Source organism: Mesorhizobium sp. M0862, assembly GCF_040319795.1.
Classification (GTDB): Bacteria; Pseudomonadota; Alphaproteobacteria; order Rhizobiales; family Rhizobiaceae; genus Mesorhizobium.
In genome coordinates this window covers 45,775-57,206 of record NZ_JAMYOJ010000032.1, presented here as the reverse complement: position 1 = coordinate 57,206, position 11,432 = coordinate 45,775, and the positions used below count along the sequence as shown (strand labels likewise).

Annotated in this window: 8 protein-coding genes; 6 read left to right on the top strand and 2 right to left on the bottom strand. The window is 63.4% G+C overall.

From position 1 onward, the window contains the following. Window positions 1–160 precede the first annotated feature (160 nt). The 3 genes from NKI15_RS29705 (at window position 161) to NKI15_RS29695 (ending at window position 2,177) form a co-directional block, all read left to right on the top strand. The gene (locus NKI15_RS29705; protein WP_023671327.1) at window positions 161–442 is read left to right on the top strand and encodes a hypothetical protein; all 282 of its coding nucleotides are present in this window, start codon (window positions 161–163) and stop codon (window positions 440–442) included. Window positions 443–639: 197 nt separating this feature from the next. Continuing rightward, window positions 640–1,092 (top strand): DoxX family protein, encoded by a 453-nt coding sequence (locus tag NKI15_RS29700; protein WP_023742606.1) that lies wholly within the window; start codon window positions 640–642, stop codon window positions 1,090–1,092. A gap of 104 nt (window positions 1,093–1,196) precedes the next feature. Beyond that, window positions 1,197–2,177, top strand: a complete 981-nt coding sequence (locus NKI15_RS29695; RefSeq protein WP_023742605.1) for a complex I NDUFA9 subunit family protein — start codon at window positions 1,197–1,199, stop codon at window positions 2,175–2,177. Between the two features lie 15 nt (window positions 2,178–2,192). Here the strand turns inward: NKI15_RS29695 and NKI15_RS29690 are convergent, their stop codons facing one another. Continuing rightward, the gene (locus NKI15_RS29690) at window positions 2,193–3,563 is read right to left on the bottom strand and encodes a cytochrome P450 (RefSeq protein WP_023742604.1); all 1,371 of its coding nucleotides are present in this window, start codon (window positions 3,561–3,563) and stop codon (window positions 2,193–2,195) included. Window positions 3,564–3,773: 210 nt separating this feature from the next. Between NKI15_RS29690 and NKI15_RS29685 the strand changes: the two genes are divergently transcribed. From NKI15_RS29685 to gyrB, 3 genes are all read left to right on the top strand, one after another. Continuing rightward, the gene (locus NKI15_RS29685) at window positions 3,774–4,343 is read left to right on the top strand and encodes an NADPH-dependent FMN reductase (protein WP_023742603.1); all 570 of its coding nucleotides are present in this window, start codon (window positions 3,774–3,776) and stop codon (window positions 4,341–4,343) included. Between the two features lie 76 nt (window positions 4,344–4,419). Further along, complete coding sequence (locus tag NKI15_RS29680; protein WP_023742602.1) at window positions 4,420–7,050, top strand: caspase family protein; 2,631 nt, start codon at window positions 4,420–4,422, stop codon at window positions 7,048–7,050. 145 nt (window positions 7,051–7,195) lie between these two features. Continuing rightward, the gene (gene gyrB, locus NKI15_RS29675) at window positions 7,196–9,667 is read left to right on the top strand and encodes a DNA topoisomerase (ATP-hydrolyzing) subunit B (RefSeq protein ID WP_023732636.1); all 2,472 of its coding nucleotides are present in this window, start codon (window positions 7,196–7,198) and stop codon (window positions 9,665–9,667) included. A gap of 36 nt (window positions 9,668–9,703) precedes the next feature. On the opposite strand, the gene NKI15_RS29670 is transcribed toward gyrB, so the two are convergent. Next, window positions 9,704–11,152 (bottom strand): hypothetical protein, encoded by a 1,449-nt coding sequence (locus tag NKI15_RS29670; protein WP_352514625.1) that lies wholly within the window; start codon window positions 11,150–11,152, stop codon window positions 9,704–9,706. Window positions 11,153–11,432 lie beyond the last annotated feature (280 nt).

Below are 11,432 nucleotides of genomic sequence, written 5' to 3'. Positions count from 1 at the left end.
GGACGACCTGCGCGAGCACAAGAAGCTCGCTCTGCGCCAAGCCGCATGACCAGCATCATGGCCGCCCCATTTTGCAGAACTTGACGCACACAACCTGCTTCACGCGAAGGGTGTGCCCTTTGCGCTCCGGAAACATCAACCGCAATCAAAGGAAATCATCATGACCAACACCAAGACCACCTTGCTGATAGCAGTCCTTCTGCTCGGTTCTTTCATGGGCGCCACCCAGGCGGCCTCCCTGAAGGCCGCGCCGGTCAAGCCATCTTCGGCCGGCGTCATCACGGCTCCGAGCGGCGGTGCAACCGAGGACCATTACTGCAAGAACGGCCACGCCAAATTTGCCAATTGCAGCGCCGACTTCATCGCGGCCTGCAAGCAGGTCGGCGGCACCATGTCGGATGTCCAGGGCTGGGGTGGGCGTACTTGCTTCACGCCCTCCTGATACCGTCTCAGGTCAGGCCGCTCCGTCGGCCCCTGGCTTCGTCATGATGCTGCCCGGAAAACCCCGCTTCGGCGGGGTTTTCTGCGTTTCATCCCTCCGTGAGCAATAAACATGACGGTGAAAGTTAACTTTTGTTAACTTGACTTGATGGGACCATCGGGCGTTTGCGAGAGGTCATCACAACAACAGGAGCTACGATGTCCGCAACCACCGACGCCTCCCGCGGCAGACTGATCATTCCGGTGTTTGGCCGCCTGTACTCGTCGCTGCATGACGGCGCCGAAACCCTTCTGCGCGTCGTCGCCGGCGGGTTTCTCACCATTCACGGCTCGCAGAAGATCACCAACCCTTTCGGCGCCGCCGAGATGGTCGAAGGCCTCGGCTTCTATCCCGGCGCGTTCTGGTCGTTGCTTTTGTCCTGCACCGAATTCTTCGGCGGCATTCTGATCGCCATCGGCCTGTTGACTCGGCCCGCCGCCTTTGCCGGCATGATCGTGCTGCTGGTCACCGTCTGGTTCCACTGGATCACTGTCGGCCAGGGCTTTTCCGGCGCTGAAAAGTCGCTTCTATGGGCGGCGATCCTGCTGTTCTTCGTTATCCGCGGCGGCAACCACCAGTCGGTCGACGCGCGCATCGGCAAGGCGTTCTGAAGGGTCTATAAGAGGGTGGCAGCGACGACGCGTCACCCTTTGCCTTTGGCCCAAAACGGACTATGAAACGGCTTCAGCCAAGCTTTCGAGCGCCGGAGCCAGCCATGACCGAAATCCTGCAGATCCCCAAGCTCGTGGTCGTCTTCGGCGGCTCCGGCTTCGTCGGCCGCCACATCGTGCGGGCGCTGGCCAAGCGCGGCTACCGCATCAGGGTGGCGGTGCGCCGGCCCGATCTGGCGGGACATCTGCAGCCGCTCGGCAATGTCGGCCAGATCCAGCCGGTGCAGGCCAATGTGCGCGTGCGCTGGTCGGTCGACCGCGCCGTGCAGGGCGCCGACCATGTCGTCAATCTGGTCGCCATCCCGCATGAAAGCGGCCGGCAGAAATTCAACACCGTGCACGAATTCGGCGCCCGCGCCGTCGCCGAAGCCGCACGCTCGGTCGGCGCAGGGCTCACCCACATCTCGGCGCTGGGCGCCGACCTCAACGCCGAATCCGACTATGCCCGCACCAAGGCGCTCGGCGAAAAGGCCGTCCTGGAGACGATCCCGGACGCCGTCATCTTCCGTCCGTCGATCAATTTCGGACCGGAGGACAGTTTCTTCAATCGCTTCGCCGACATGGCGCGCTATTCGCCGGTGCTGCCGCTGATCGGCGGCGGCCAGACCAAGTTCCAGCCGGTCTATGTCGGCGATGTCGCCGAAGCCGTGGCGCGTTCGGTCGAGGGCAAGGTCAAGGGCGGCCAGATCTATGAACTCGGCGGGCCGCAAGTGCTCACCTTCAAGCAGTGCATGGAAGAACTGCTCACTGTCATCGAGCGCAAGCGGCTCCTGGTACCGGTGCCGTGGTGGATGGCCAATCTGCAGGCCTCGATCCTCGGCCTGCTGCCCAACCCGTTGCTGACCAAGGACCAGGTGCTGCTGCTGCGCCAGCCCAACATCGTGTCGGAGGAAGCCAACAAGGCCAACCGGAACCTTGCCGGCCTCGACATCCAGCCGCAGTCTATCGGCACCATCCTGCCCAGCTATCTCTGGCGCTTCCGCGCCGCAGGCCAGTTCCAGCGCAAGCCCGCCGGTATCGCGTAACAAGGCGTTGCGCCGTTAAACGCGCCGCGTCACCTGCATCGGCAGGCCGCCTTGCGGCTGTGTCGTCAGTTTCTGCACCGGCCACGGCTTGGTCTCGGCGGTCACATCGAAGCGGAAGCGCGACAGCATGATGGCCAGCGCAATGATCGCCTCCTGCATGGCGAAGCTGGCGCCGATGCAGATGCGCGGACCGGCGCCGAACGGCAGATACTGGAAGCGGTCGATCTTCTCGCGGTTTCCCGGATGGAAGCGTTCGGGCATGAAGGCGTCGGGCATGTCCCACAGTTTTCTGTGGCGGTGGACGACCCAAGGCATCACCAGTACGGCCGCGCGCTTGGGGAGCACCAGATCGTTCCAGGTCTCCGTCTCGATCGGCTCGCGGTTGATCGACGGCGCCGGCGGATAAAGCCGCAGCGCCTCCTCGAAGGCGGCGCGGGTGAACGGCATTGCGTCGAGCCATTTCGTTGGGTCGGGTTCGCGCGCCAGCACGGCCTCGATCTCGCGCTCGACCTTTTCACGCTCCCACGGCGCTTCGGCGAGGCAGTAGATCGTCCAGCCCAGTGCCCGCGCGGTGGTCTCGTGGCCGGCGCCGATGAAGGTGATGATGTTGTCCTCGACTTCCGCCCGCGTCAGCCCGTCGGGGCCTTCGGCGCGCAGCAGAAGCGTCAGGAAATCCTGCGGCGCGGTGTCGGGGTCGCGCTTCAGCCGCTCCTCGCGCATCTTGACCGTATCGGTGACGATCTTGCGGAAATAGGCCATGGTCTTGCGGCCGCGGATGCGGGTCAGCCGCGGCAGCCATTCGGGCGCGCGCAACAGGTCGAGCGGATCGACACGGCCCATCGTTTCGAACAGGCGGTCGATCTCCTGCGCGAAACTGCCGGGCTCGCCCGCAATCTCGCCCGAAAACAGCGTCTCGGCCAGGATATCGTAGGTGAGCAGCGTCATGTCATGGGCGACATCGGTCATGCCGCCTTCGTCATAGCGGGCGACGAACTGCATCGTGCGGCGCAGCATCGGCTCGGCGAAGCCGAAGATATGCCGCGGCGTGAACACCGGCGCCATCGCCTTGCGCGAGCGCTTCCACACCTCGCCTTCGGCGGTCAACAGCCCGTCGCGCAAGATCGGTCGCAGGATCATCTGGCGCACCGTCGCCATCTTGTAGTTCTTGGCGTTGTCGATCAGCACGTGGCGGATAAGGCCGGGATCGTTGGCGACGATCAGATGCCCGCCGACGCCATTCGCCGAAATCCAGGGCTCGTTGTAGGTGTGCTCGCCCCACAGTTCGAGCGGATTGCGGTAGACGATCCGCATCATCTCCAGCGTCGAAGGCGGCGTCGTGCGCGGCCTGGGCGCCGGCGGCACGAAGGGGACGGGCTGCGTGTCCATGAGGTGCTCCGCTGATAGCTCAGATGTAGTGGCTGGCAATCCGGGCGTCCATGTGACCGAACGGCAAACTGAAACGCTGTAGCGAGAATGCCTCGACAGACAATCTGTTCATCGGATCGTGACCGCCTGTGAAACGCTCGCGCCTTGTCCAATAGGGCACTCTGCCGTAGGTGATAGTCACTAACAGATACTGCCACCAGGAGAGCCCGCTTGAAGCACCAGCTGAACATCATCATCGGCAGCACGCGGCCGGGCCGCGCCGGGCCGGTCTTCGCCCATTGGCTGGAGGATTTTGCCCGCGAGCACGGCAAATTCGAACCGGTGCTGACCGACATTGCCGCATTCCAGCTGCCGGTTCTGGACGAACCGCACCATCCGAAACTCGGCAAATACGAGAAGGACCATACGAAGGCCTGGTCGAAGGCAATCGACGCCGCCGACGCCTTTGTCTTCGTGGCGCCGGAATACAATTATTTCGTCGCTCCGGCGATCGTCAACGCGATCGATTATCTATCGCGCGAGTGGAAATACAAACCTGCCGCCATCTTCAGCTATGGCGGGGTTTCCGGAGGCCTGCGCGCCGCGCAGGCGCTGAAGCCGCTGCTGACCGCGGTGGGCGTCATGCCCATCTCGGAAGGCGTCGCGCTGCCGATGTATCAGAAACTGCTGGAGAGCGACGGCTCCTTCCAGGCTAGTGAGCAGGTAGAGGGTGGGACCAAGACCATGCTGGACGAGCTCTCGCGCTGGAGCGGGGCGCTGAAGCCGATGCGGGCTGCGTAACGCAGCCGGCCCCGGCTTGCTCATGCCATAAAGAGGTGGAATGGTCGGCAGGTGACTGAGCCGGGGGCGGTTCGATTTGCGCCTGTTGTTTGCCTTGCTGTTGATGCTTGCGACCACCGCCACGGCGGTGGCGGAGCGGCGCGTGGCGCTGGTCATTGCCGATAACGACTACCGGCTGGTGCGGAAGCTCGCCAATCCGGTCAATGACGGCGAGGCGATGGAAGCGGCGCTGAAGACGCTTGGATTCGAGGTCGTTCTCGAAACCAACCGTGATCTCAGGCGCATGCGCCGTGCGCTCGATGATTTTCGCGAGGATGCCAAGGGCGCCGACGTGGCGCTGGTGTATTTCTCCGGCCATGGCGTCGAAATCTCCGGCGACAACCGGCTGCTGCCGGTCGATGCCGATGCCTCCTCGCTCGATCGGCTGGAAAAGACCAGCCTGCCGTTGGAAGAGGTGCGCGACGCGGTGGCCGCCACGGCCAAGGTCGGGCTGATCGTGCTCGACGCCTGCCGCAGCGATCCGTTCACGGGCGGCAGCGGCGACGGACGCGGCGCGACATCGCTGATCAAGGGCCTTGTGGACAAGATCAAGCCGGGCCTCGGACGCGTCGGCAAGGCGGAAAACATCCTGTTCGCCTTTTCGGCGGCGCCCGGCGAGACGGCTGCCGACGGTACCGGTGCGAATTCGCCCTTTACAGCGGCGCTGACCAAATATCTCGGCACCGACGGGCTCGAAATCCGCTCGGTGCTGACGCTGGTGCAGCAGGAGGTCTACGACCTTTCGCGCGGGAAACAGCTGCCCTACGTCGAGAGCGGGCTGCCGAAGCTGTTCTTCGCCTCGGCGGCCAAGGAACAATTGCCGGAGCGCGAGCGGCTGCTGCTTGCCATGGCCGATGTGACGCCGGAAATGCGCGGCGCGGTCGAGCGTGTCGCCAGCGATGCCGACATGCCGCTGGCGCCGCTCTATGGCGCGCTGATCAGTTCCGACACCAGCCATCTCTCCGGCGAAAGCCTGGACGCCAAGCTGCGCGAGGCCGCCGACGCCTTCGTCAAGGTGCGCGGCGAGATGAAGACGCTGGCCGCCGACGACCCGCAGGTGACCGAACTGCGCCGCCAGGCCGAGGAACAGTTGGCGCTCGGCGCTTTCGATGGTGCACGCGTGATCCTCGCCAAGGCCGCCGACGTCGACAATGTCTCGCGCCAGGCGTTGAAGGCCAATTTCGTCAGCCGCACCCTGTCCGAAGCCGCGACGCTATTTCTCTCGGGCGCCGCGGCGCGCGCCACCCTCGACTATGCCACCGCCATCAAGGACTATGAAACGGTGCTGGCGCTCTATGGCGAAGCCGGACAGACCTCTCTCAGCCTGGAACAGGCCGACCGCCAAAGCCGCACGCTGGAAGAGCTCGGCATCCTCTACACAACGATTGGCAAAACCGACGCCGCCGGCCGCGCCTTTGCGGCGCTGGTCGCCAATCTTGAGCAGCGAGCGCGTCAAGAAACCGATCCGAGCGTCAAGCGGGACCTCGCCATCGGCCATATCAAGTTCGCCAACATCAAGATGGCGCAAGGCGATCTGCCGGCCTCCCTGCAAAACTATGAGGCGGCCAGGGACATGCTGCAGGATCTGACTGCAAGGGTCCCTGACAAAAAAGACTGGCTCGGCGATCTGGCCATGGCCAATGACAAGATCGGCAACGTACTGGCGACGCAAGGCGATGCGGGTGCGGCAGCCCAAGCCTATCGGCAAAGCCTGTCCATCAAGCAGCAATTGGCCGACGCCGAGCCGAACAGCGTCTATCTGCTGCGCGGCCTGACCATTACCTACGACGAAATCGGCGGTCTTGCCCGCACCGCCGGCCAGCTGGATGGCGCCCAGACTGCATTCGAAGAGAGCCTGAGAATTCGGCTGGCGCTGGCGCAGAACAACCCCGACGACCCCAGGCATCAGCGCGCCGTCTCCGTCAGCTACACAAGGATCGGCGACGTCCTGCGCGAGCGTGGCGACGCTGCGGGCGCGCTCGACGCCTACCACAAGAGCCAAATAATCGCCGAAGCGCTGGTGCGCCGCGACTCAAACGACACCGATTTGAAGCGCGACCTGTCGGTCGGTTACGCCAAGATCGGCAATGCTTACGGCGACCAGAAGGACTGGCCACTCGCGTTGGAGGCCTACCAGCAAGCGCTGGCCACGGCGCGAGACCTTGCCGCAAGCGACCCAGGCAACACCGACTGGCAGCGCGACCTATCGGTCTGTTTGGAAAAAATTGCCGGCGTGTTTGATGCCCAGGGCAATATCGCCGGTGCTTTGCAGAACTATCAGGACAGTCTCGTTATTGCCAACCGGTTGGCAAATCTCGACCCGGGCAATTCCGACTGGCAGCGCGACCTGTCGATCACGTTCGAGGAAATAGGCCTGCTGGAGACCAAGCAGCGCCACTATGATGGCTCGAAGAAGGCCTTCGAAGCCAGCCTGGCCATCCGCCAGCGGTTGGCCCTGTCCGATCCGGACAATGCGATCTGGCAATTCGATCTGGTACAGGCCTACATCAACTATGCCTATGTGGCGAAGAATCCGAAGGCTGTGTTGTCGCAGGCGCTAGACCTGACGCTGGAGCTTGACCGCACAGGCAAACTGGCGCCGAGGGACAAACCCACGATCAGATATCTGCGCCGACTTCTGGCCAAATTGAAAGCCGCGAAAAAATAGCCGGCTGCCAGCTCGGGATTCAGCCCTGAAATCCCCGCAAACCTTGGAAAAATCGCCTTTTGCGCCTATATCTAGGACATCAAAGCGGCGTGATTCGAAGCCATTTTTTCGCGCTGAGCATGCGGCATCAATCAGACAGGTTTTCATGAGCGATCAAAGCGACAACGCCAACGGCGCTGAGGCCGAATACGGCGCCGATTCCATCAAGGTTTTGAAGGGGTTGGACGCTGTCCGCAAGCGGCCGGGCATGTATATCGGCGACACCGATGACGGCTCGGGCCTGCATCACATGGTCTATGAGGTGGTCGACAACGCCATCGACGAGGCGCTGGCCGGCCATGCCGATCTGGTCACGGTGACGCTCAATCCCGACGGTTCGGTCACCGTTATCGACAATGGCCGCGGGATTCCGACCGATATTCACACTGGCGAAGGCATTTCGGCGGCCGAAGTGATCATGACGCAGCTGCATGCCGGCGGCAAATTCGACCAGAATTCCTACAAGGTGTCTGGCGGCCTGCACGGCGTCGGCGTCTCGGTGGTCAACGCGTTGTCGGCCTGGCTGAAGCTGAAAATCCGCCGCAACGGCCAGATTTTCGAGATGAGCTTCACGCATGGCAATGCCGATGCGCCGCTCAAGGCGACCGGCAGCTATGAGCAGAACAAGCAGCCCGGCACCTATGAGGGCCGCAGCGGTTCCGAGATCACCTTCTTTCCGTCGTCCGAAACCTTCACCATGGTCGAGTTCGACTTCGGCACGCTGGAGCACCGGCTGCGCGAGCTCGCCTTCCTGAATTCCGGCGTGCGCATCATTTTGACCGATGCCCGCCATGCCGATCTCGTGCGCCACGAGTTGCACTATGATGGCGGCCTGGAAGAGTTCGTCAAATATCTCGACCGGGTCAAGAAACCGCTGATCGACAAGCCGATCGCCATCAAGGCCGAGCGCGACGGCATCACCGTCGAAGTGGCGATGTGGTGGAACGACAGCTACCACGAGAACGTGCTGGCCTTCACCAACAACATCCCGCAGCGCGATGGCGGCACCCATCTGGCCGGCTTCCGTGGCGCGCTGACGCGCCAGATCACCGGCTATGGCGAATCGTCGGGCCTGACCAAGAAGGAAAAGGTGGCGCTGATCGGCGACGACTGCCGCGAAGGCCTGACGGCGGTGCTGTCGGTCAAGGTTCCCGATCCGAAATTCTCCTCGCAGACCAAGGACAAGCTGGTCTCGTCAGAGGTGCGGCCCGTGGTCGAAGGCCTGGTCAACGAGGCGCTTGGCACCTGGCTGGAAGAACACCCGACCGAGGGCAAGGTGGTCATCGACAAGGTGATCCAGGCGGCTGCGGCGCGCGAAGCCGCGCGCAAGGCCCGCGACATCACCCGCAAAAGCTCGCTCGGCGTCACCTCTCTGCCCGGCAAGCTTGCCGACTGCCAGGAACGCGACCCGGCGAAATCCGAAATCTTCATCGTCGAGGGTGACTCGGCCGGCGGCTCCGCCAAGGGCGGCCGTTCGCGCCAGAACCAGGCGATCCTGCCGCTGCGCGGCAAGATCCTCAATGTCGAGCGCGCCCGCTTCGACCGCATGCTCGGCTCCGAGATGATCGGCACGCTGATCACCGCGCTCGGCACCTCGATCGGCAAGGACGAGTTCAACGCCGACAAATTGCGCTACCACAAGATCATCCTGATGACCGACGCCGACGTCGACGGCGCCCATATCAGGACCTTGCTGCTCACCTTCTTCTTCCGCCAGATGCCGGAGCTGATCGAGCGCGGCCATCTCTACATCGCCCAGCCGCCGCTCTACAAAGTGACGCGCGGAAAAAGCTCGCAATACATCAAGGACGAGAGCGCCTTCGAGGAATTCCTGATCGGCTCCGGGCTGGAAGAGGCGTCGCTGACGCTTGCCTCCGGCGAGGCGCGGGCCGGACAGGATCTGCGCGGCTCGATCGACGATGCACTGGCAGTACGCCAGCTCATCAACGGGCTGCATACGCGCTACAACAGGGGTGTGGTCGAACAGGCGGCGATCGCCGGCGCGCTCAATGCCGACGTGTTGAACGATCTCGGCCGCGCCAACGCCATGGCCGAGCGCGTCGCCCAGCGCCTCGACATCATTGCCGAAGACACCGAGCGCGGCTGGACCGGCCGGCTGTCGACCTCCAATGAGGGCGTCGGCGGCTACGTGTTCGAACGCACGGTGCGCAGCGTCAAGGAATTCGCGCAGCTCGATGCCGGGCTGATAAATTCGGCCGACGCACGCCAGCTCGACCGCTATGCCCCGCGCCTCATGGAAGTCTATGGCGAGCCGCCGGTGCTGCGCCGCAAGGATGTCTCCGAAGTCATTTCGGGGCCGCTGGCGCTGCTCAACGCGGTGTTTGCGACCGGCCGCAAGGGCCTGACCATGCAGCGCTACAAGGGCCTCGGCGAGATGAATGCCGAGCAGCTGTGGGAAACCACGCTCGACCCGAATGTGCGCTCGCTGCTGCAGGTCAAGGTCAATGACGCTACCGATGCGGATTCGCTGTTTTCGCGGCTGATGGGCGACGAGGTCGAACCGCGGCGCGAATTCATCCAGGACAACGCGCTGTCAGTTGCCAATCTGGACATTTGAGGGCTGGGGGCCTTGCCGCCGGAGCTCCACTCCGGGTCAGGCCTTTGGCTCCAGCTTCCGACCAAGGTCCACCGCGTCGCGCAGCACTTGCAGATGCGAGCGCGGCGCGGTGCCCGCCGGCAGGGCGATTTCGACGCCGTTTGCCGTCGATGACCAATAAAGCGTGTGGGTGAAGATACGGCCAAGTGAGCTGCGAAGCTCGACCTGGATGTTCTCCACACCGGGGCCGAAATTTTCCGTCATCGGACCGGAAATCGGATCGCCTGTCGCCCAGCCATTGCCGCGGTCGTAGACGTTCGTCCAGCGCGTTGCCGCAAACACCGCGCCATGATGCACCGCGCGCTGCGCCTTGCCTGCTTGGCTGTGTCCTTCCTGGTAAAGCACGGTGCCGCCGGCGCGCCCGTCATCGGCAATCGGCGGGCAGGCCGAGAACAGGCGCTCGGCAAGGCCACGCCTGAATTCCGCGAGATTGTAGGTCACCAGGAATTCGCTGTGGGAGAGCGGACTGCCAAGCGTGACGAAATCGCTGATCTTCCAGGGCAGCGGGTGGTCGGCGTCCTTGGTCCGAAGCTGCTGGTAGAGCGCCCATTGGCCGCGCCGGAACCCGGCGAGGTCTTCAAGATTGTTTGGCCACGCTGACCCATCAGAGCCGAGCGTTGCCTTGTCGATGGCCTCGACCGCCGCCAGTTTGGCCTTGTCGCGGACCGCTTCCAGCCTTCGCGGCCGGAACTCGGCCCACAGGATCTGCAGCAAATCATAGGCGATGATCGACCCAAGGCTGTGCGAGACCAGCACGATGCGGTCGTAAGCATCGTCCTTCATCAGCGTCTTGAGCAACGTCAGGCCTCTGTCGCGGATCAGCGCACGCTTCTCGATCGTCGCCGCCTCGGCGCGCACATAAGCGGCGACGTCACCGAAATAGGGCAGGGCGAACTGATCCACCGCCCAGATGACAAAAGAAGCGAGGGTGGTGATCATCAGGCCGGTCGTCAAGGTAACGGCCTGTTGCCAGACCGATGTTGCCAGCACGAGTGCTGCGCCCAGAATGACGATAACGATCAGAAGTGTGGCGACGTAAAGCTTGCGGGCGTCGAGCGGAATGTCGGCGGGCTTGCGCCACAACAGGTTCGTCACCCAGGCGGCCAGCCGGCCGCGCGTCGTGCCTTGCGTGATGTCGGCCCAATAAAGCTCGTAGAAATCGGTACGGCGGCCATCGACGTCGTAGGGCGTGGTGATGCGGCGCAGCTCGTGTGACTTGGTCCGGCTGTCGGGCGTGATCCAGCTCCGGTTGATCGTGGCGCCGGAAACGGCCGGATCGGGAATCTGGGCGTAGGGTGGAGCACGGGTGGGATCGCTGCTCCAGACCGCCTGGACGAATCCCCTCAGCGTACCCATCGGCCGCTGCTCGCCCATGCCATGCACGATCACCACCGCCTGGCCGGGCTGCGCCTTTTTGTAAGCCAGCGATGCGACAGTCTTGGGCATCAGCGTCTCCGTTGACGACATCCGACGGCGGGATCGCTCATGCTACCCCCGGCTCACCGAGCCAACAATACACGGCAGCCCATGTGGAACTCCGTGAACCAATCCACAGTTTCGCAGTCGTGCCTCGGGCCGCGCGGAAAATAGTTCCGTTCCCGGCAAGCAAATCATTTCATTGCCCTTCGGAACGGAAATCGCTCAGGAACATTGTGACGACATCGATCAATTTCTCGCAGGGAGGCTCTTTATGGGACGCGGTATTTTGCTCTGGTTGCTCGGTATT

What these genes read in the sequence shown, in the direction of transcription:
- NKI15_RS29705 (WP_023671327.1), top strand. Translation starts at nt 161, where the DNA reads ATGACCAACACCAAGACCACCTTGCTGATAGCAGTCCTTCTGCTCGGT.
- NKI15_RS29700 (WP_023742606.1), top strand. Translation starts at nt 640, where the DNA reads ATGTCCGCAACCACCGACGCCTCCCGCGGCAGACTGATCATTCCGGTG.
- NKI15_RS29695 (WP_023742605.1), top strand. Translation starts at nt 1,197, where the DNA reads ATGACCGAAATCCTGCAGATCCCCAAGCTCGTGGTCGTCTTCGGCGGC.
- NKI15_RS29690 (WP_023742604.1), bottom strand. Translation starts at nt 3,563, where the DNA reads ATGGACACGCAGCCCGTCCCCTTCGTGCCGCCGGCGCCCAGGCCGCGC.
- gyrB (WP_023732636.1), top strand. Translation starts at nt 7,196, where the DNA reads ATGAGCGATCAAAGCGACAACGCCAACGGCGCTGAGGCCGAATACGGC.
- NKI15_RS29670 (WP_352514625.1), bottom strand. Translation starts at nt 11,152, where the DNA reads ATGCCCAAGACTGTCGCATCGCTGGCTTACAAAAAGGCGCAGCCCGGC.